Source organism: Desulfitobacterium sp. PCE1, assembly GCF_000384015.1.
Lineage (GTDB): Bacteria > Bacillota > Desulfitobacteriia > Desulfitobacteriales > Desulfitobacteriaceae > Desulfitobacterium > Desulfitobacterium dehalogenans.
The window spans coordinates 2,256,618-2,278,046 of the sequence record NZ_KB913023.1 but is presented as its reverse complement, the minus strand read 5'-3'; the positions used below and the strand labels follow the sequence as shown (position 1 = coordinate 2,278,046).

Genomic DNA, 21,429 nt, shown 5'->3' with positions numbered 1-21,429 from the left:
GCATTGAAGTTGCTTTTTTTTGTAATACTAAGTGAGTAAAACAGTGTCAGGACAAGGTGATAAACTTGATGAAACTCCTTATAGGTTTAGGATTCTTAGCTCTTTTACTGGCGCTACTTATTGTATACTTAGAAAAAAACAATCCAGAAAAGACCGCCTCTTGGCTGTCCTTTCTTGCCATCAATCCTCTGCTCGGATTGCTAATCTACATGGTTTTCGGCTGTACTCCAATTAAAAGAAAGTTATTTCAGCAGAAACATATACCGGGAGAACGATTGCCTCGTTTGTCTCATCAGCAAAAGCAGGCATTCTTGAAAGAAGAGATCTATATCCAAGAGTCGATAGGCTCAAAAAGCCTGTCAAGACTCTTGTTAAGTAAGGCTTTTGCGCCTTTATCTCGAAATAATTCCGTTTCCCTTCTCCATAATGGACAAGAAAAGTTCAAGGCATTACTCCAGGATTTAGAAAGGGCCCGAGATCATATTCATATGGAGTACTATATTTTTCATGACGATGTTATTGGTAGGACTATTCAACAGATCCTGATACGTAAAGCCTGTGAGGGAATAAAGGTGCGTTTAGTTTTCGATGGGCTGGGCAGCCGTAGTCTCTCGAAGGATTTTTCTAAGAAGCTGAAATCTGCAGGAGTAGAAATACAGTGGTTTTTACCCCTAAGCTTTCCGAAAGCACTCTTTACTTTGAACTATCGTAATCATAGGAAACTGGTGGTCATTGATGGCAGGATTGGTTATCTTGGAGGCATCAATATTGGAGATGAATACTTATCCCGTAGTTCCAACTATGGATTTTGGCGGGATACCCATCTACGTATTGAAGGAACCAGTGTACACACCATCCAGGAGACCTTTTTCAATGACTGGTATTATCTTACGAAGGAAATTCATAGGGAATATCGTTATTTTCCTAAGTGCAAGACGGACGGGGAAAAGCTTGTACAAATTATTGGAGGAGGACCGGATTCGAAGTATGAAGCCATAAAAGAACTGTTTTTTACTATGTTATGTACTGCTCAAAAGGAAATAGTGGTGACTACTCCTTATTTTATACCGGATGAAAGCATGATTATGGCCTTAAAAACCGCTGCCTCCAGGGGAGTATCGGTTAAAATCATAGTCCAGGGAAAACCTGACCATAGGCTTACTTTCCTTGCATCTTCCTCATATTTCAACGACTTAATTCCATCGGGTGTCGAGGTCTATCAATACCAAAAGGGGATTCTGCATAGCAAGGTATTAACCATTGATAAAGAAATAAGTGTTGTAGGATCTGCCAATTTTGACATACGAAGCTTTCAAATTGATTTTGAATTGAGTGCAGTGATCTTTAGTTCTGATTTTGCAGAGGAATTGGTTCGCGATCAAGAACAGGATTTAACGGATAGTATTCAGATGACACAAGAGGATCTCCAAAGCAGAACACCTCTCTTTTCTTTTCAAATCGCTTTAGCTCGCCTTCTTTCCCCTTTACTGTAGCTGGAATTCTGTCTTATAGGCAGGATTTCTTTCTTTTATGGGGAATAGAAAAAGAGAATATCGTCAGATATTCAAGCGTTCCATCGTCTAAATTAGTCAGAAAGAGAGAGGAGGTTTCCTCATAGTGCAAACGGACTCCTTTGATGAGATTTATGAAGAACTTTTTCCTATTCTTTACCGTTTTGTACGTTTGCGGGTACCGCAAAGTGATGTTGAGGATGTAACCGCTGAAGTGATTACTAAAGTTTGGCGAGCATTACCAAGTTTCGAGGGTAAGAGTTCGTTGAAATCTTGGTCACTTCGTATAGCTTATCATCATATTGCTGATTTCTACCGAACCCGTAAGGGAAAAGGGATACAAATAGTATCTTTAAGTGAGGAAATAAAATCGACCCAGGCAACAGAAGATCATAGTGACCATTTATTAACCGTGTTAAGCGTAAGCGAAACGCTGTCCAAGCTTTCTGAACAACAAGTTGCAGTAATACAACTTAGACTTATAGAAGGATTCAGCGCAATCGAAGTAGCTCAGATTCTTGGGATAACTCAACAGGCTGTGGATAGTCTCCTGTATCGTGCAAAGAAAAGCTTCCGAAAGTATTACGAGTTGGAGAATGCAGGGGGAATTCGATGATGAAAAAGGATGCATATACCCTATGGGAGCAGGAGGGCGATTTAGAGGCTATGAGGCTTTTCTTTCATGAACTTCGCTCTGATTCTGAGAAAAAAGAACGGATTAAACAGCTTGCTCTAGAGAAGATTCGTGAGGAAGAGCTTAGTGCTTCTCTCGGTCAATCACCGAGGAATATTCTTATTCCAGATCTCCCGCCAAAGGAGTCTCTTCGGGAAAAAGTTCAGAGAAGGCTAAAATCTTTTTGGTGGAGATGGCAATGGAAACTGGCCCTCCCGGTAGCAGCTATTGTTATGTTCGCTTTTATTGGTATTGGTATGGAAAGCCTTAAGGACTCCTCCCAAGGATTTAGGACAGGTTTCATGGCGAAATTCACCGCACAGGATTCAACGGCCAATACCAGTGTTGGGATGAACAATTCCCCAAAAGAAGCGGCTCTAAAATCCGAAATGGAGAATGGGAACAACTATGGTGCAGGTGCCACGCCTAGGATGGGTATCATGGCGGATGATGTAAGGAGTTCAGCTGAAGAAATAGCTCCTATTATGCCTGTTCCGGAACCCCAGACTCCTCCAGCCGATGATAGCTTGGCCAAGAAAATCACCTATAGTATGAATGCAAGCCTCCAGGTTGAGGATGTCTCGCAAGCTCTTGCGCTGGTTACTCAGGAGATAACTGGCCTCGGGGGATATGTGGTTCATTCTTCAGAAAACAACCATCAAAGCAGCAGTTCTGCTTATGCCACCTTTAAGATTCCTTCCCAGCAATTGGAGGGTTTCAAGGGTCGTCTGGAGGAGTTTGGCAAGGTTTTAAATAGCTCTACCGATTCCGATGACGTTACCAATGAATATTATGATACTCAGTCAAGATTGAAGAATTTACTGGCTCAGGAAACACGCTATCTGGAGATTTTTAAAGAGGCCAAAACAGTGGATGAGATTCTGCAGATCGAAAGTTATTTGAGCAGTACACGCATGCAGATCGAACAGCTGCAGGGGCAAGTCAAACTTTGGGATCATCAGGTTGCCTATTCCACGGTAAGCATTAACTTTCAGAACACTCCCAATCCTGTCAGCGTGGATGATCCTTGGCGACCTGTTGCTTGGGCTAATACTTGGCAGGCTGCCAAAGATGCTGTTCTAAAAACCATCAGCTCTACCTGGAACGGTATCAACTACCTTGTTGTAGGAATTGCTTATGCCTTGCCTTACCTTCTTGGAGGTGCCGGTCTCTTTGGAGCCTATAAGGCGGTTAAGAAAGTCAGACGTCAAAAATAGTATAGAGCAATATAAAGAGCTTACGTATAGATGCGTAAGCTTTTTGTTTTGTTTGGCGGCAGCATCAAGAGTTAATTTTCATCAACTCATCTTCATGGTAATATAGTGTTATTACTGGGAAAAGTTATTCAAGGAATACATAATACCTTATGTTATAGGAGTGAGATGCCAAAGAATGAAAGGAGAGGACATATAATAATTCTGGATAAGCATAATATATGGAGAGAATAAGGAGGTATTTCACTTGAAAAAGTGGGATGTGATAAAGAGGATCGGAAGGTTTATTGGCATCGCTTTAGGAGCGATCATCGCCGCTTATAGCGTCCAGGGCTTCATCGTACAGGCGGGCCTTGGGGGAGGCGGCATCGGCGGGATTGCTTTACTTTTATTCTATACTTTAGGATTACCGATCGGCATTGTAAACTTCGTTCTCAATATTCCTCTGTTTATCCTAGGTTGGAAAGAAGTTAATCGAATATTTGTTATCAAAACTTTTTTCGGAATTATTGTTTATTCCATCGCTTTAGATTTTTTCAAAGGGATTCAACCCCTAGAATTAAATGATGTATTTCTTGGTGCACTTTATGGCGGTGTACTCGGAGGAGTTGGCTCAGGCTTTGTATTCCGCTTAGGTGGAAGTCTGGGGGGAACAGATATCATCGCTAAAGTTATCCAGCGCCGTTTTGGCTGGGCTATGGGGACCACGATGCTGGTGATCAATGCTCTGATTATTATTGCATCTTGGGCGGTCTTAGGTCCTAAAATGGCTCTTTATACTTTAGTATCCATGTTTACTTTCAGCAAGCTAGTGGATGTAATATCCAGTGGTCTCCCTGCAAAATCAGTAACCATCATATCGATTCAATCGGAGCAATTGATTCAGCGCATTCTCCAAGAATTGGGACGAGGAGTGACATTTCTTCACGGACAGGGAGGATATTCTGCAGCAGAAAAAAATGTCATACTATGCGTGGTGAGCATATCTGAGTTGGGACATTTAAAGCGAATCGTTCGGGAAGAAGATCCTCATTCTTTTATTATCGTGCAGACCGCTTCTGAGGTTGTCGGGCAAGGATTCGCTCTTGAATAGCGGATTTAGTGATCGTGACCATCTATTTGCCATTGACCATTCAACTTGATTAAGGTTACATTCTGTGAGATGTTTCTTCCGTCAAGAGTTAAATAGGTCACAGCCACTACAGCTGTACGGGCATCCTTAAATGTGCATTGAGTTACATTTACCTTTTCGACACCGATATTATGGAAGGATAAATCATGATAAACTAGCTCCGCTGCTTGGTTAGGGGTTAGGTCACTTTGAGCAGCGGTAGGAGTCGTCGCACCACACCCCGCGATAAGGAATCCCATAAATAACATGAGTCCTGCCCAAGTTATTATTTTTGCCGGCTTGTTAAGCATATTGGCCACTCCTTAATAATTATTAATTTTCTCCCATGATCTCAATATAAGTTTGCTTGCTCATATCGGGCTCACCTAACCAATTGAGGGAAGAGAGAATAGTGCCCATTGTTTTTAACTGTTCTTCGTTAAAATGAGTATCCTTAGTGAGGAAAACGATTCTCAGCACCTTTTGATTGGGTGTGTGCAACCAGTATTCCTTGCCGGATAGTTTGGCCGATTCTCCGAAAGAGGCCCCCCAACTATTCAAGATTCCTTTAAAATCTCCGATGTGGGTGTTATTAAGGGAATAAGTATAAAAATCAAAGGTGCTCATTTCTTTACTTTTCTGAAGATAATGCTCAAGATCGTCGATCTGCCATAATTGAATATATCCTCTCAATGCGAACTGTTCGTCATTTAAATAAGCACTGTAGTGTAGCTGGTGGCGATTCTCTATCCGATTCTCCACAATTTGCATGGTGGCGGGTAATTGTAGCCTGATTTCTTTATTCAGGACATGAGAATTCATTTTTGGAATCGTCGTATTTGCGAACCGACTTGGTTGAGGATAAAATATGAGACAGACCAAAATGATGAGTATTACCCAAGGGATGATTTTTTTCACATTGATCCTCCCGGAAAGGTTTTAGTACATCTTATTTAGACTTATCTTTTTTTATACGTACAGAATGGATAAGTTTTTAGAGCTTAAAAATGGGTTCTTTCGCCATGTTATAATGTTAATTATGGATATACCAATCACGAGAGGAGCACTTGAGGTGAGTATGCGTTTTATATTGGGGCGGGCGGGTACGGGAAAAAGCACACTCTGCTTGAATGAGATACGTAGAGAAAGCCAGGAGAATCCTGAGGGCTTACCTCTCATTCTTCTCGTTCCTGAACAGGCTACCCATCAAATGGAGATGAGCTTGGCTCATGATCCTCAATCCGGTGGAATACTCAGAGCTCAAGTCTTGAGCTTTCGTCGTTTAGGTTGGCGAGTTTTTTCGGAATTAGGTGGGGGAGGAAAGACACCGATTGGAGAAGTGGGCAAGAGAATGCTCTTGCGCCGCCTGCTTTTAAAATATCGTTCTGATTTGCGGGTGTTTGCTCGTTCGGCTACCCGTCCCGGAATGGCTGACCTCTTAGCTCAGGCCATTGCGGAATTTAAAATTTACCGTATCACCCCGGACCAACTAAGAGGAATTCAAGATTCTGATGAACTACTATTACAAAAGACCTATGAATTAGCGTTTCTCTATGAGGAATTGAATAAGTCCTTAGGATTCGATGTAAGGGATCCTGATGACGAACTGAACCTGGTGGCTGAAAAAATCTCTCAGGCTCCTTTTCTCCATGGGGCGAGAATTTGGGTGGATGGGTTTAAAGGATTTACACCTCAAGAGTTTTATATTATTCAATCCATGCTGGGAACGGTTTCTGAGATAACTATTTCATTACCCCTTGATCCTGAACTGATTAAAGGGAGAAATCCTCAGTTTAAGCCCGGTGAGGAACTTTTTTATGAGCCTTTTCAGACTTACCAAGGGCTTGTTAATTTAGCCCGAGATTCTAAATCCCGCATCACCTATGTTGAACTTACGGAAACCCATCGGTTTCAGAATGCAGGGCTAAAGCATCTTGAGCGTTTCTATAATGCTTATCCTACTAAAGCATTTAAGTCAGGGGGCTCCACAGATCTCTATCCTCCGGGAATCGCCCTATTTCCCGCAGCCAATAAAAGAGCTGAGATCGAGGGAATCGCACGGGAGCTTAGACGCCTTGCCAGGGAGGAGGGCAAGATGTGGCGGGATTGTAGCGTCGTAACCCGCGATTTAGCGGGCTATCAAGGGATAATCGAACAGGTTTTCCATGCTCATGATATACCTTATTTCTTAGACCATAAACGTCCGGTTATTCATCATCCTCTGTTGGAATTGCTTTTATCGGCTATCGAAGCGGTTCAAACCGATTGGGCCTATGAGCCTCTTTTTCGCTGTTTAAAAACTGATTTCTTTCCGTGCAGTAAAGACCGTATTGATCGATTGGAAAACTACTGCCTTGCTTATGGAATCCATGGCAGTGCATGGAGAGGCAATCACCCCTGGAAGTATTACCCTGACCCTAAGGACATAGAAGAAGCAGAAAATCTTAACGAAGTCCGACGGATTATTTATGAAATACTTAGCCCTCTTGAACAAGCCCTCCGTCCTCACCATGAAGCTTGCGGCAGCCCTGTAACCGTTGCTCAAATCACTGAGGCAATTTATGAGCTCCTCATCCGCCTGAAGGTTCCCGAACATCTTCAGGATTGGGCTGAGGTAGCCCGTAGCCGGGGAGATTTAGCAGAGGCACAATTGCAAAACCAAATTTGGGACGCTGTGATACAAGTCTTGGATGAAATGGTGGCAAGCTTAGGAGAGGAAGTTATGGATCTGGCTGACTTTGCGATGATTCTTACTTCTGGTCTAGAGAATTTGAAGCTGGGCTTGATTCCTCCCGGCTATGATCAAGTTTTGGTAGGCTCACTGGATCGATCCCGCAATCCTGAAACGGCGGTTCTCTTTTTATTAGGAGCCAATGATGGAATCCTACCGGGAAAGCCTTCTAATGAAGGAGTTTTTGATGAATTAGAGAGACTCCGTCTAGAAAGAAAAGGGATCATACTGGCCCCCAAAGGAAAGGTGCAGGTGTACGAGGAACACTATTTTATCTATACTGCACTTACCCGTGCTAAAGAACGGTTATATATCAGCTATCCTCTTACCGATGAGGAGGGTAGAGGGTTAACGGTGTCTCCGGTGATTAATCGGATGAAGGCGATTTTTCCTGGGTTACAAGAAAGGTATCTCAGTCTTGATACGGAAGATTTGGATCTCATTCCTCATCCCTACGCTTTGTTACCGGCTTACGCCCTTCATCTTCAGAAACTCCGTCAAGGGACATCTCTTTCTCCTTTATGGCAAGCAATACGGTCTTGGTTTCTTACCAAAACTGAAGCTTTTCCCCAAGTCCTTTTGCTGGAAAAAGGGATCAGCGATCAAAACCATGAAGAGAAACTGCCTCAACCTTTGGCCAGGCAACTTTATGGAAAACGTTTAGTTACCAGTGTTTCCCGACTGGAACAATTCGCACGTTGTCCCTTTGCCCACTTTGCTCAATATGGACTTAAGCTGAAAGAGCGCTCCAATTACCGTCTTTCCCCACCGGATATGGGGCAATTCTTCCATGCAGTATTACATGATTATGCCGTTGCCTTGAGAGAGAGGGAGCTTGATTGGGGAGAGCTCAATAAAGAGCAATCCTGGCAGTTGGTTAATGAGGCAGCCGATCAAATCGTCCTGCAATTGCAGAACAAAATCCTTTTGAGCAATGCTCGTTATCGCTACTTAACCCATAAGCTTAAGCGAACCGTCCATCATGCGGTTCGAGTCTTAGGGGAACATGCCCGCCAGGGAGAGTTCGTGCCTATCGAATTGGAAGTAAAATTTGGCCCTCAGGATACATTACCGCCGTTGGAAGTGGAACTAAGTGGCGGCAGCTCTCTTATTCTCAGAGGTCAGATTGATCGTATTGATGGGGCCATTCTCGGTAATGAAATCTACTTAAGGATTCTTGATTATAAATCCCGAGAAGCTCATGTCAACTTAAATCAGATTTACTATGGACTGGATTTGCAGCTTTTAGCATACCTCGATGCGGCCTTGCAGGGTGCACAGATTCTATTATCATCCTCAAGTCTACCGGAGGCATTTATGGACTCCATACCCAAAGATACCTCTCAAGATCTTAAAAGCCTAAACAATATTCACCCTGCAGGTTTTTTATATTTTCCAGTTCTTGAGCCTCAACTGAAATCAAAAACACTGCTCTATCCTGAGGAATTAGAAAAGGATCGTATTAAAGCGGTTAAAGTCAAGGGCTATTTACTGGCCGACCGTCAGGTCCTGATGGCCATGGATCGCGACCTGGAGAATTCTAACTTGCTGGGCGTAAAATTCAACAAGAATGGAGAATTCAAAAAGGGCTCTCCAACTCTTACGGAAGAGCAGTTTGCCCTCCTCAGAAGGCATCTCCAGTATTTCCTGCGTCGCAGCGGTGAGGCCCTCTTAAATGGTGATATTTCAATTACTCCTTATAAGCAGGGCAAGAATACAGCCTGCCAATTTTGCTCCTACAAACCACTATGTCATTTTGATCCCTATCTGCCCGAGAATAAATATCGGAATTTACCGGTTATACAGGATGAAGATTTTTGGAATCGTGTGGAAAGCCAAGATTCTGAGCAGTACGTTTCGGTGCCTGATAGTTTGGCATCCGACCAAAAGAGTCCTCTGAAGGATACAGACAATAGTCAAAGGACGCAGGAGCTCATCTGGTTAGGTGAAGATGAAGCAGGTGCCGGAAAGGAGGATAACTTACATGAGTAATCCAAAGTGGACCCCCGCACAGCAGGCCGCCATTGACTTGAAGGGGCAGATTCTCGTGGCAGCAGCCGCTGGTTCAGGTAAGACTGCGGTCCTTGTCCAAAGACTCTTCAATCGTATTACCGATGCAGACGAGAAAGTCGATGTGGATCGATTTCTTGTAGTAACCTTTACTAAAGCAGCAGCAGCAGAAATGCGGGAACGAATAGGGAAAGCTTTGGATGAAGCTCTCTTTTCAGCGACGGAACCTGCTCAAGTTGAACACCTACTGCAACAGAGAGCCTTACTTTACCGAGCCAGTATTACTACCCTTCATTCATTTTGCATGGAGCTGATTCGTCAGTATTTCTATCTCATCGAGCTGGATCCTGCTTTCCGCGTGGCGGATGAGGCGGAAGCGGATCTTCTTCGTCAAGATACTCTTGAAGATCTGTTTGAAGCTTATTATTCAGAAGAGACGCCTGCATTTCAAGGTTTAGTGGATGCCTTTGGCACAGATCGTGATGATCAACCCTTGATGGAATCCATCCTCAGGCTCCACGAATTCGCTATGAGCCAGGTCCATCCTGGAGAATGGCTGGAGGATCTGCCTGCAGCTTATGATTGGAACAGCCTTGATGACCTTATGCAAAGCCCATGGGGACGGGTGGTTCGGCAGGGGATTCAGGATAAAGTAGAGGAAGGCTTTGTCTTACTGGAGCGGGCTTATCAGATAGCAGAATCGCAGGGCGGCCCTATTCATTATGCTCCCGCTCTACAGGATGATAAATCCAGGCTGGATTTTTTACAGAAAGTAGTGGAGAAAGGGACCTGGAGTGAAATCGAGACTGCCTTTATGGCAGCGGCAGCTTTCCCAAGCCTCCCACGAGGAAGCAAAAAGGGGTCAATGGACTCCTTGATGGATGAGGAAGAAATAAAGCGATTACGAGAAGAAAGTAAAAAAGCACGTGATGAAGCCAAAAAGAAACTGGACGAAATCAAGAATACGGTGTTCTCTGTGCCCTTGGCTGGGCAGATCCCTTTTCTAAAAAAGATGGCGGAGTTGATTGCTACTCTAGCTCAAGTTACCCAACAGTTTGCCCAAAACTATCAAATAGCTAAAAGGCAAAAAAATATAGTGGACTTTTCAGATCTGGAACACTATGCCTTACATCTATTGACAAAGGACAAACAGCCTACAGATATTGCCTTAAAACTTCAGGAGTATTATGCGGAAGTTCTCGTGGATGAATATCAGGATATCAATCCGGTTCAAGAGCGAATCTTACAGCTGGTTTCCCGACAACATGAAGAGGATGCCAATCTGTTCATGGTGGGGGATGTTAAGCAGAGCATCTATCGTTTCCGGATGGCAGATCCCGGACTTTTCCTTCGTAAGTATGCGGATTTTCCTCATTATAGAGAGGGGGAGGAAGCTTCCCCCAATTTAGTCATTGATCTCAACCAGAACTTCCGTAGTCGGCCTGAGGTGATTCAAGGAATTAATTATCTCTTCTATCAGATCATGACTGAGGGGGCAGGGGAGATTGCCTATGACGAGCAGGCTGCCCTGAGACCGGGGGCTAAATTTGTCTCTAGCTCAGAACTTAGAACTGCCGAGGGCCCTATTGAGGTTCATTTATTTGATCCGAAGACTATCGATCTTTCAACAGGCCAAGATGGAGGAACTGAAGACGAATTCGTGGGATTTGATCAGGATAGAGAGTTGGAGTCAGGTGATGATGAGTCTTCTATAGAAGAGGCGGAAAGCGCCCGTATTGAAGCACGTTTGGTTGCAGCTCGTATTCAAAAGATGGTCTTAGGGCACGAGTTTCAAGTTTATGATAAGGAACTGGGTGATTATCGGCCGGTACAGTATTCAGATATAGTTATTCTCATGCGCTCCTTAGCATCCGTGGCCTCAGTCTATGCTGAAGAATTTCAAAGTGCAGGAATTCCTGTCTATGCAGAAACCAACAGTGGTTATTTTGGTACCAATGAGGTCGATACAATTTTATCCTTACTTAAAATTATTGATAATCCACGTTTAGATATTCCCTTTGCGGCAGTACTCCGTTCCCCTCTGGTAGGCATGAATGGAACAGAGTTAGGGAAATTGCGTTCTCTACTCCCAAAAGGAGATTTTTACGAGACTATGGTTCTGACCTTTTGGGCAAGCAATGCTCACCAACAAGAGAAGCTTGGGAATGGATTCTATTCAGAAGTCAGGGAGATTTTAGCAAAACACCAGGAGATCTTACCTCAAATCGAGATTAAAACTAAGCATATCCTCGATACATCACCTGAGATAAAAGGGAAGGTTGATTCCTTTCTTCCCAAGTTGCATGAGTGGCGGCAGCGTTCGCGGCGGACCTCTCTGGCCGACTTGCTATGGCATCTCTATGAAGACACTGGTTATCTGGCCTATGTAGGAACCTTACCTTCCGGTGCTCAACGTCAGGCGAATTTACGAATCCTTTATGATCGTGCCTGTCGTTATGAAGCAACCAATTATCGGGGCTTATTCCGTTTCCTGCGTTTCCTGGAGAAATTTCAAGCCCAGGGTAAGGATCTGGGCAGTGCAAGTACCGTAGGGGAAAAGGAGAATGTGGTCCGTTTCATAACAGTGCACTCCAGTAAAGGTCTGGAATTTCCAGTCGTCTTCATGACCGGGTTGGGAAAGAGATTTAATACTCGCAGCCTTAGCAGTCAACTTTTGCTCCACTCACAATTAGGAGTTGGAATCCCATTAATAGATATTGAGAACCAGGTTCGTTATCCATCCATTATTCAATACGCCGTGAAAGAACGTCTATGGCAAGAAGCTCTTGCCGAAGAGCTGCGGATCTTTTATGTAGCTCTCACCCGGGGAAAGGAGCGCCTATTCCTCTTTGGTCATCACCATAAGCTGATTGAAGCTATCAACAAGTGGCAGAGCTTATCTTTGTCTTGCTCCGGCATTGCCTTTCCTAACGGCCAGTTGCGTGGTGCTAAGACCTACTTGGATTGGATTGGGCCGGCTTTAATACGTCATCCTGAGGATTTGTTCAAACTTGGCAGATCTCCCTTAGAGAGTGTACTTCCCGATGGCTCATCTCAATGGAAAGTGATCGTTCATGAAAGGATTGCCGGAAGGGCGCTTTCTCAAGATGGGGAAACTGTCCAAGATAAAGCAATTCATGAGGAAGCCGAGACTACTGAGACACAAGTACCTGAAACTATGGGCATAGATATGGAAAATTTTAAGGAGGAAGTCTTTAAACAGCTTGACTGGCAATATCCATACTCTGAAGGGGCCAATCAATCCGCCAAGACCAGTGTCAGTGAATTGAAACGACAGTTGCCATGGTATAGTGATCATGAATACGAATTCCAACCTTCCTTGTCCACTCCCGGTTTTCTGCGTCCTCAATTCATTTTATCTCAGAAGGAATTAACTCCCGCAGAAAGAGGGACGGCAGTGCACGCCGCTATTCAACATTTACCCTTGGCAGATTGGCGGGATATTTGGGATAGTCTTTCCCAAGAAGTCCGCGAAAGCATGCTTAAGGAGTATATCGACTCATTAGTCCGGCGGGAAATTCTGACTGTAGAGCAGGGGAGGGCGGTAGCCCTTGCCTTATTAAGGAATCTGTTGGATTCAATCAGCGGCAGGCATCTGTTTGAAGCTGAAGAAGTACGAAGAGAGGTTCCCTTTAACCTTTCACTACGTCTCAAAACCCAAAAAGAACCTGTTCTTGTGCAGGGAATCATCGACGCAGTGCTTCTGTCCCATCAGGAGCATTGGGCACGAATCATTGACTTTAAGACCGATAATTTGGCGGGGGTGTCTGACCCGGAACCAACCTTGATCGATCGCTATGCACTTCAGCTTGGGGTGTATGCTTTAGCTGTAGAAAGGCTTCTCAAAATCCCTGTTCGAGAGTGTGTAATCTATGCCACGTCGGTTCAGCGTGAGTTTGTCATGCCGAAAGAAGTTATTCAGGCTGCCCTGGAATCGGTGGTTATGATGTGAGCGCCGGCAGAGGGGAAAAGGCTTGTTTGGGTCGCGTAGCGTAGCTTTACGCACAACGCTCTCTCCATAGCTCCAGGGCTGGTCAACTCGCTTTCTTAACAGCTACGCCAAACCCCGCTGTTTTCTGCATGTGAACCGGTGGCTGCGCTACGTTAAGAAAGCCTCGTTGACCTGACCGCCCTTCCGCTAAATCCGTTCGCTCTTGTGCGTAAAGCTACGCTTGTGGGTCCTTTATATTCTCTTTTGGGTTTTTTATCCGGGGCGGAGAGCCTATCCTACATCCGCATGTTCAGATCCCGGAAGACAGCCCAAGGATTTTGCTTTACGAAAGGGAGCGAATTTAAGCGAGCGGAAACAAAACTTCGCGAAAAGCACGCAGCGGAGGGCTTTTCGCGTTAGTTTTGTCCGCGCAGCTTATAGAGCGACCGATGCAAAGCAAAATCCTGGAGAATTCCAGGAGACTGAACTTTCAGACCTTAATAAAAAATCCCGATGATATGTGTCTCCACTTATCATCGGGAAAGAGGTGTGTTAGCACCAGAAAGCTTACCGTCCTCTTTAACGAGTTCCGGCCAGCATCATCCGGTCATTGTTCATATGAACACCACTGGCTTTTTCAAACATATCCAGCAATCTGCCAATGGTCATGTTATGACGTTCAACGCCACGAATATCAAGAATGATTCGACCTTCATGCATCATAATTGTCCGATTGCCTACGGCAAGAGCCTGTTCAAGATTATGGGTAATCATTAATGTTGTTAGTTTGGAGCTTTGCGCCACTTTGCAGGTAAGCTCCATTACTTTTTCGGCAGTTTTGGGATCCAGAGCCGCGGTATGCTCATCCAGCAATAAAAGTTTTGGGTTCTGAAGGGTAGCCATAAGCAAGGTCAGTGCCTGACGTTGTCCGCCGGATAAGAGCTTAACTTTTGTGGTTAAGCGCCCTTCAAGTCCTAACCCCAGTTTGGATAGTTCATTACGAAAGTAATCTCGTTTATTAACATTTAAGGCCCAGCGCAGACGACGGGACTCACCCCGGCGCAAAGCCATAACCAAATTTTCTTCAATGGTCATCGAGGCGGCAGTGCCTGATAAAGGATCCTGAAACACCCGGCTGATGAGTCCCGACCGTTTATGGGAGGCCCATTTGGTAATGGTGGTGCCATCAATAGAAATTTCTCCACTATCAGGGATAAACACCCCGGCAATAGCGTTCATCATGGAAGACTTGCCTGCGCCATTGGAACCAATCACAGTGACAAAGTCTCCAGGGGCGAGCTCAAGGGAAAGACGGTCAAGGGCTTTCTTTTCGTTGATAGTTCCCTTATTGAAGACCTTAGTTAGATTCTGAACTGTTAGCATAGGAATCCCCCTTCCTCAAAATGCCGCCATTAAACGCGGAGAATTTCGATTTTAAACTGGGTGAGACGAGGGCGATAAGAACAATAACAGCGGTGAGAAGTTTTAAATCGGTGGGCTCTAGTCCGAGTCGGAGGACGATGGCGATAATGGTTCGGTAAATAACGCCGCCACAGATTACGGCAAGTATTGTCCGACCAATAGAGGAGGTTCCCACCAGAACCTCACCGATAATGACGGAGGCCAGTCCTGCCACAATCATGCCGACCCCCATGCTGGCGTCGGCAAATTGTTGGTGTTGAGCGACAAAGCTGCCGGAGAAAGCAACGAGACCATTGGATAAACCCAAACCGAGAATTTTCATTACGTCGGTATTTACCCCTAAGCTCCGGATCATCAGTTCATTATCACCGGTGGCCCGCAAGGCCAAACCGATTTCGGTATTAAGGAAGAGGTAGATCAGGATACCGAGGATAATAATCGTTAAAAGGCCTAAGATCAGGGTTCCATATTGATTCATACCGGGAAAACTTTTAAAATCAGTAAAAATAGTCCGTGTCTTGAGCAAAGAGATATTGGCTTTGCCCATAACGCGTAAATTGATAGACCATAAAGCGGTCATGGTTAAAATTCCGGACAGGAGAGCGGTGATCTTAAATTTGGTGTGAAATATCCCGGTGAAGATCCCGGCGATACAGCCGACAAAAAAGGCAATGGCCGTGGCCAACCAGGGATTATAGCCTTGAAAGATAAGGGTGGCTGCGGTGGCAGCTCCTAAAGTGAAGCTGCCCTCCACAGACAAGTCCGCATAATTCAGTACTCTAAAAGTTAGATAGACTCCCAGGACCATGATGGCGTACATAAGTCCGAGTTCTAGAGTTCCTACTACAATTTTTAGGGAGAACATGATCAACACACCTCAATATTTTATCTCTAATTTAGATTATTTAATGATTGCTTTGCTCTTAATGTCGGCAGGGACTTCGATTCCGAGTAAGTCAATCGCTTCTTGATTCAAGACGATATCAAAGTTTTTCTGACCCTCGACAGGCATATCGGCAGGTTTAGCCCCATCAAGGATGCGAAGAGCCATTTCACCGGTCTGTGCCCCTAAGTTCTTGTAGTTGATACCAATGGTTCCCAGTCCGCCGGCATCGACAACGCTGCTCTCTCCGGAAATGAGAGGAATCTTGTTGGCATTGGCCACTTGAACGACGGATTGAGCGGCAGATACAACCATATTATCGGTAGGAACATAAATAGCGTTGACTTTTCCGATCAAGGATTGGGCTGCCTGCAGCACGTCGGCGCTGCTGGCCACCGTGGTCGTAACGATTTCCAAGCCAAGAGCAGGAGCTTCTTCTTTGACAATGCGTACTTGAACTTCAGAGTTTACTTCAGCGGCATTATAGATGACACCGACGGTTTTGGCGGTGGGTACCAGTTTTTTCAGGAGTTCTAATTGATCCTTAATGGGATTCATATCCGTAGTTCCGGATATATTGCCGCCGGGTTTATTCATGCTGTCCACCAGCTTGGCTTCCACCGGATCGGTAACGGCTGTAATCAAAATGGGGATCTCATCTGTGGCACTGGCCATAGCTTGTGCTGAAGGAGTGGCAATAGCCAGAATGAGATCGAGATCACTGGTGGCAAATTTTTGAGCGATCGAATTGAGAAGAGACTGATCGTTTTGAGCGTTTTTATTGTCTATGGTTAAGTTCTTGCCTTCTTCATAGCCATTAGCTTTAAAGGTTTCCAAAAAGCCCTCCCGAGCGGCATCTAAGGCAGGATGTTCCACAATTTGGATAATCCCAATCTTCACTTGTTTCTCTTCAGAAGAACCTTGCGCTGCCCCCTGAGGGGTTTCCTTAGTGCTTGGCGCAGTACTGCCGCATCCGGCCAGGCCCAGTGCCAAGACAAGACTTAAACTAATTCCCAACATTCTTTTTAAACTACCTTTTTTCATTTTCCTACAAACCTCCTCTTATTTAGGCAATAAAAAATACACCTCCGCAGGGGTGCACTTATGCCTCACACCTACTGTACTACTATTCTACAACTATTCTATTTTTTATTATCTTATAGTTTTATTGTATGAATGTCAATCCTCTTTTATAGAATTGTTTTCAAAAAACTGAAGTTGTTATATACACCCTAAAAGTCTCATTTTTTATTACTATATTATGGTAGATCGATCTCTTAAGAGGCATGTTTTATATAAAAATAAAAAATTGAAGGTACATACTCATTATTCCTGCAATTCCATATATTGCTATTAGGAAAACGCCAGAAAGAATGGGTTTGAATAGAATCCAGGTAAGTATGTGTTTGAATGCTTGTATAAATTGAGGAGGAAATCTTATGAACCATCCGATGAACATGCAAAATAGATATATTGCTCAGGGTCTATGTTTTCATCCTGGTCAGGTGACTATGGATATGGGAAATCCTTATCAATCCTGCTATGGTCATGAAAGTATGCATGGTATGCATAGTATGCATCATAGCCATCATGATCTTTGTTGCCCTCAGCCATGCCCCCCGCCATGTCCTCCGCCTTGCCCCCCGCCTGCACCGGAACCGGTCACCTATGTTGTGAGAAGAGGGGACAGCGTCTATAAAATAGCTCAGAAATTCGGTACAACGATGCAAGCTATTATCCTTGCCAACAATCTCAGTAATCCCGATCTGATTTTTCCCGGTCAAGTTCTCATTATTCCTTGTGTATGATCTAAATTAATGAATTTTTAAGGTGGAATAAATTTGAACCAAACAGTTTCTAAGCCCAAGAGGCTGGGAACCGTTTGGTTTTCGCTATTACTCTATATTATTTGCTTTATTCTTCGCTGGTTACTTCCAAATTCCGGACATTGGGATTTTGGACGATCTGGCAAAATGTATGATAAGAAAAAGGGCTGTTTAAACCATGAACAGCCCTTAAATAGATTAACGAACGGGTGGCTCTCCCTTGAAGGATTGGATATGGGACAGTGCTCTCTCTATTTCAGAAGCTTCACCGTCGATAACCAGTGTAACCGCCCCTTCAGAACCAGAAACACCACCGGCACCAATGCATTTGGCGGTAACGTTATAAAGGGTTTCGAGAGCTGTGATTTCAGTAACGACTGTCGCCCCAAGCATTGGGACGAGACCGACTTTAGCACCAAGAGCTGTGTCCGCAGGAGCTGAGGCCATAAATTCAACGGCTTCACGAACATCAGGAATCAACTTCTCAAGTCCAATGGGAACAACCAGTTGAACACCTCTGGCATAGAGCGGCCCTGAAGCTGCACCAATAGTACCTGCCATGGAATTAGAGACCAACACTGCCGCCAATCCTGTAGAATCCAAGGCGTTTCCGCCTTTGATGAACACATCTCCTGGTTCTAATTGAGGAAGGAATTCTTTCCAATGAACGGATTTATCAAGGGCCTTGCCTTTTGAAATAATGAAGGGATGGATGCGATTCTCTTCTTTACTTTCTCCAGTTTTTCCATCTGCAATCATGCCTAAAGTGTAACGAGTTTTTTCTTCAATCGTTTCATTGAGTAATTCTTCTACAAGAAATCCGTTGGTCGTTCCTCCGGCAAGAATGACCGTATGACTTTTAAGTGCTTTCTGAATGGTAGGCAAAGCCATTACTCCTTTAGCGATGAGCCGTTTTGACTCACTAGGGGTTAAGGTGAATTGTGCTCTCATTATGATTCCTCCAATGAATTATTTTATGGTCTTTCCAGATATTCCACTATTTACATAGTTCCAGGTATTGACTTTTGCCGTTGATCCTTCTATTATAAAAGTGTAGAAACGATTCAGTCAAGTTTCTCGCAGAGCTCCTCCAAGTCAGTTTAAGAGTTTACAGGTTACCCATTTCGAGTATCTATCCTTGTGGTGTTAAAGAACTTGAATACCCTAACCTTAATTTCTAGCTTTTTGGACGTTTCGCTTTGTGGGAATTCGAAGAACCTTTCCAGAGTAACAGACCCATGTGTCAATCCTTATTTAGTTTCCCAACACCGTTTAGGTTCAATGTCTTAGCTAATGTTATTTACCCAGGGAAATCTTCTTCGTTGGAGGAGCTTTGCGGGATTAAGATTTACTTGAAAACCTTTGATCAACTCGATCAAAGGTTTTTTGTTGCTTTCTTAGACAACCTTTTTGTGAGTTGCCAATAGTAACCATTGATGGGAAAACACAGTAACACCTTATCGCTCTTTAACATAATTTAGACCAGGAAAAACATTCCAAAGGCCTAAAAGATACTGGAGGGAAATGATATGGCATTAGGTGCAGGTTTAGACGGTTGCGGAGGACCAAGTCATCTTGCTGGAATCGCTATTGTTGTCGTAATTATTCTACTGCTCATTGCTATGGGCATCGTATTCTAAGCTTAACTAAATCAAATAATTAGAAGGAGGTAATATCATGTACGGAATGGGTTATGGTGGCATGGGTGGAGCATGTTGCCCTGGCGGCGGATTTGGCAGTTTTGTCGGCGTTGGGATCATCGCTATTGCAATTCTTATCCTAATTGCTCTTGGCGTAATCTTCTAAATAAACGAGTCTCCTGAGCGTCCCCACTGGGGACGCTCTTTGATTTTGATATTGATTATGGTAATCTAAAATAATAGAAATCGAAAAATATGGCGAATTGAGGGATAGACTTTGAAACCAAAAATTTTTATTACTCGTAAAATTCCAGAGGATATTCTCGCATTGATGGAAGAAGCTTGTGAGGTTAAGATCTGGCCTGAGGAGGATACGACCGTTCCACGATCTATTTTGGAGCAGGAAATCCGTGAGGTAGATGGATTATACTGCCTGTTAACAGAGTCTATAGATGATTCTTTGTTGGCTTTGGGTAAAAACCTTAAAATAGTCAGCAATATGGCAGTGGGGTACAATAACATAGATATCGAGGCCGCAACAGCGCGCAATATTTTAGTTACGAACACCCCAGGAGTTCTAACCGAAACAACAGCAGACTTAACATTTGCTTTACTTATGATGACCGCTCGCCGTATGGAGGAGGCTTCTCAATATCTTCGCCAAGGCAAATGGAAAACATGGTCTCCTATGCTTTTAGCCGGTCAGGATATTTTTGGTGCAACTTTAGGAATAGTTGGTATGGGAAGAATCGGGGAGGCTTTAGCCAAGAGGGCTAAGGGCTTTGATATGAAGATCATCTATTATAATCGGACACCAAAGCCGGAAGTAGAAAAGAAACTAGGGGTTCTATACAGTTCATTAGAAGAATTATTGAAGGAATCGGATTTTGTCTGTATATTAACACCCTATACTACAGAGACCCGGAATTTGATAGGAAAAAAGGAACTGGAGCTCATGAAGCCCACTTCCATACTGATCAATACATCACGAGGGGGCATAGTGAATGAGGAAGATCTCTATGAGGCTCTAGTTCATCACAAGATCTACGCTGCTGGTCTTGATGTATTTGATAAGGAACCCTTATCTACGAATCATCCCTTGCTTACCCTTACGAATTGTGTGGCACTTCCTCATATTGGCAGCGCAACAATTAAAACACGTCGGGAAATGGCACGTTTGGCTGCTCAAAATTTAATCACATTTCTGCAAGGTCAACAACCCCCTCACTGTGTGAATCCATCTGTTCTAGCAGCTAAGCAGTAGTTTATAAAAAGATTTAGATATTAAGAAATATAGCATAAGGAGTTTCTATTTAATGTTTTACTATTCACATCTAGGAGACGTTGGTCTTGAAGAACTTACACTTGCCTGGAATCGTTGCTGGCAGGGATATTATTACGAAATGCACTACACTGTACCACAAATGCAAGCGTGGTTAGAGAAGTGTCGGATCGATTTATTACATTCCGTAGCATTGAGAAGCTCCCACCAACTCATTGGCTTTTCTCTTTTAGCAGTAGAAAACCATATGGGTTGGATTGCGGGGACTTGTATCGATCCGGAGTTTAGGGGGCAACAACTTTTTCACCCCCTTTTAGAGAATCAAATAGTAAGAGCGGAGTCACTTCAATTAAAAGGAATTCAACTTGAAGTATTGAGTCATAATCATGCTGGTAAGATATATGAACGAGTTGGCTTTCAAAAAAAACGTGACCTTTATGTTTATCGCTACCATAATGGTATTCCTTTAACTTGCGCTAACTTAGACCGTGGGTGTTCTTTACGGAAAGCAAATCTATCCGATTACTTTCAAGCAAGAAATGAGGCCGGTTTTCATCCTCCTTGGCAGAGACAGGAAGAATACCTTAAGCGCTATACATCACTGAGAGCTTGGCTCAATTCAGAAGGAACTTCCGGAATACTTATGCCACAGGAAAGCCTTGTGATATTGGATGCATGGACCATGGCTTGGGAACAGGTGGAGAAACTCATAAGCTCTATTCTAAACATTACTCAAGGCGAATTTGTATTGACGAATCAACCTAAGGATTGGCTGACAGCCTATTTAAGCCGACACGGAGTAAATCCCAAGGATATACAATATGAAATGGTTTATACTATGCACCCATCAAGTATTGAAACATAAAATAAAAGTAGAATTCTTATTCGATGACATATTTAAAGAATGATCGCATACACTAAAAAAGTGAGGGTGAAGAATTAGTTAAGGAAGATCCTATTTTTACCTATTGCCATAAATTGATAAATTTGTTATAGTTGAGAAATACAATATGAAGGGGGGAGTTCAATGAGCGATAATGATAAGCTTGTAATTGAAGCGATACTAGCTTCTATTGGATTAGAATCGATTAAGATTCCTAACTCAAAGATTAGCTGTAAACAGCAGTAATCAGCTACAAGGCCAATCGAATCCATAGAAAGGATCTGGTAATTT

Annotated in this window: 16 protein-coding genes; 10 read left to right on the top strand and 6 right to left on the bottom strand. The window is 43.7% G+C overall.

The window, feature by feature from the left end; all coding sequences use genetic code 11:
- The first annotated feature begins 68 nt into the window (after nt 1-68).
- The 4 genes from cls (at nt 69) to DESPCE1_RS0111235 (ending at nt 4,491) form a co-directional block, all read left to right on the top strand.
- Nucleotides 69-1,493 (top strand): cardiolipin synthase, encoded by a 1,425-nt coding sequence (gene cls / locus DESPCE1_RS0111250; protein WP_019850517.1) that lies wholly within the window; start codon nt 69-71, stop codon nt 1,491-1,493.
- Nucleotides 1,494-1,617: 124 nt separating this feature from the next.
- Nucleotides 1,618-2,127 (top strand): RNA polymerase sigma factor, encoded by a 510-nt coding sequence (locus DESPCE1_RS0111245; RefSeq protein WP_014794121.1) that lies wholly within the window; start codon nt 1,618-1,620, stop codon nt 2,125-2,127.
- On the top strand, nt 2,124-3,401 hold the full coding sequence (locus DESPCE1_RS0111240) for a DUF4349 domain-containing protein (protein WP_019850516.1): 1,278 nt from the start codon (nt 2,124-2,126) through the stop codon (nt 3,399-3,401). Before DESPCE1_RS0111245 ends, DESPCE1_RS0111240 begins: the two co-directional genes overlap by 4 nt.
- A 244-nt stretch (nt 3,402-3,645) precedes the next feature.
- The gene (locus DESPCE1_RS0111235; RefSeq protein ID WP_014794119.1) at nt 3,646-4,491 is read left to right on the top strand and encodes a YitT family protein; all 846 of its coding nucleotides are present in this window, start codon (nt 3,646-3,648) and stop codon (nt 4,489-4,491) included.
- A 5-nt stretch (nt 4,492-4,496) separates the two neighbouring features.
- Here DESPCE1_RS0111235 and DESPCE1_RS0111230 read toward each other — a convergent pair whose 3' ends face one another.
- A complete protein-coding gene (locus DESPCE1_RS0111230) occupies nt 4,497-4,820 on the bottom strand; it encodes a DUF4878 domain-containing protein (protein ID WP_014794118.1) in 324 nt (107 codons plus the stop codon).
- 22 nt (nt 4,821-4,842) lie between these two features.
- The gene (locus DESPCE1_RS0111225) at nt 4,843-5,427 is read right to left on the bottom strand and encodes a hypothetical protein (RefSeq protein WP_014794117.1); all 585 of its coding nucleotides are present in this window, start codon (nt 5,425-5,427) and stop codon (nt 4,843-4,845) included.
- Nucleotides 5,428-5,587: 160 nt separating this feature from the next.
- Here DESPCE1_RS0111225 and addB point away from each other — a divergent pair, with 160 nt between their 5' ends.
- Nucleotides 5,588-9,232, top strand: a complete 3,645-nt coding sequence (gene addB, locus DESPCE1_RS0111220; RefSeq protein WP_014794116.1) for a helicase-exonuclease AddAB subunit AddB — start codon at nt 5,588-5,590, stop codon at nt 9,230-9,232.
- Nucleotides 9,225-13,223, top strand: a complete 3,999-nt coding sequence (addA, locus tag DESPCE1_RS0111215; protein ID WP_019850514.1) for a helicase-exonuclease AddAB subunit AddA — start codon at nt 9,225-9,227, stop codon at nt 13,221-13,223. Before addB ends, addA begins: the two co-directional genes overlap by 8 nt.
- Nucleotides 13,224-13,781: 558 nt before the next feature.
- Here addA and DESPCE1_RS0111210 read toward each other — a convergent pair.
- From DESPCE1_RS0111210 to DESPCE1_RS0111200, 3 genes are read right to left on the bottom strand one after another with little or no spacing between them, the layout of a single operon-like run.
- Nucleotides 13,782-14,585 carry an ABC transporter ATP-binding protein gene (locus tag DESPCE1_RS0111210; protein WP_014794114.1) on the bottom strand — a complete coding sequence of 268 codons (804 nt, stop codon included), beginning with the start codon at nt 14,583-14,585 and terminating at the stop codon, nt 13,782-13,784.
- Nucleotides 14,560-15,489: an ABC transporter permease gene (locus DESPCE1_RS0111205; RefSeq protein ID WP_014794113.1), complete on the bottom strand. Its 930-nt coding sequence runs from the start codon at nt 15,487-15,489 to the stop codon at nt 14,560-14,562. Before DESPCE1_RS0111205 ends, DESPCE1_RS0111210 begins: the two co-directional genes overlap by 26 nt.
- A gap of 36 nt (nt 15,490-15,525) precedes the next feature.
- Nucleotides 15,526-16,551 carry an ABC transporter substrate-binding protein gene (locus DESPCE1_RS0111200; protein ID WP_014794112.1) on the bottom strand — a complete coding sequence of 342 codons (1,026 nt, stop codon included), beginning with the start codon at nt 16,549-16,551 and terminating at the stop codon, nt 15,526-15,528.
- A gap of 395 nt (nt 16,552-16,946) precedes the next feature.
- Between DESPCE1_RS0111200 and DESPCE1_RS0111195 the strand changes: the two genes are divergently transcribed.
- A complete protein-coding gene (locus DESPCE1_RS0111195) occupies nt 16,947-17,315 on the top strand; it encodes a LysM domain-containing protein (protein ID WP_014794111.1) in 369 nt (122 codons plus the stop codon).
- Between the two features lie 216 nt (nt 17,316-17,531).
- Here the strand turns inward: DESPCE1_RS0111195 and DESPCE1_RS0111190 are convergent, their stop codons facing one another.
- The gene (locus DESPCE1_RS0111190; protein ID WP_014794110.1) at nt 17,532-18,284 is read right to left on the bottom strand and encodes a hypothetical protein; all 753 of its coding nucleotides are present in this window, start codon (nt 18,282-18,284) and stop codon (nt 17,532-17,534) included.
- Between the two features lie 726 nt (nt 18,285-19,010).
- On the opposite strand from DESPCE1_RS0111190, the gene DESPCE1_RS24010 reads away from it, so the two are divergent.
- The 3 genes from DESPCE1_RS24010 to DESPCE1_RS0111170 all read left to right on the top strand — a co-directional run bounded on the left by DESPCE1_RS24010 (nt 19,011) and on the right by DESPCE1_RS0111170 (nt 21,120).
- The gene (locus tag DESPCE1_RS24010) at nt 19,011-19,139 is read left to right on the top strand and encodes a hypothetical protein (protein WP_014793085.1); all 129 of its coding nucleotides are present in this window, start codon (nt 19,011-19,013) and stop codon (nt 19,137-19,139) included.
- 111 nt (nt 19,140-19,250) lie between these two features.
- Nucleotides 19,251-20,237: a D-glycerate dehydrogenase gene (locus DESPCE1_RS0111175; RefSeq protein WP_014794108.1), complete on the top strand. Its 987-nt coding sequence runs from the start codon at nt 19,251-19,253 to the stop codon at nt 20,235-20,237.
- 52 nt (nt 20,238-20,289) lie between these two features.
- A complete protein-coding gene (locus DESPCE1_RS0111170) occupies nt 20,290-21,120 on the top strand; it encodes a GNAT family N-acetyltransferase (protein ID WP_014794107.1) in 831 nt (276 codons plus the stop codon).
- The last annotated feature ends 309 nt before the right edge of the window (nt 21,121-21,429 follow it).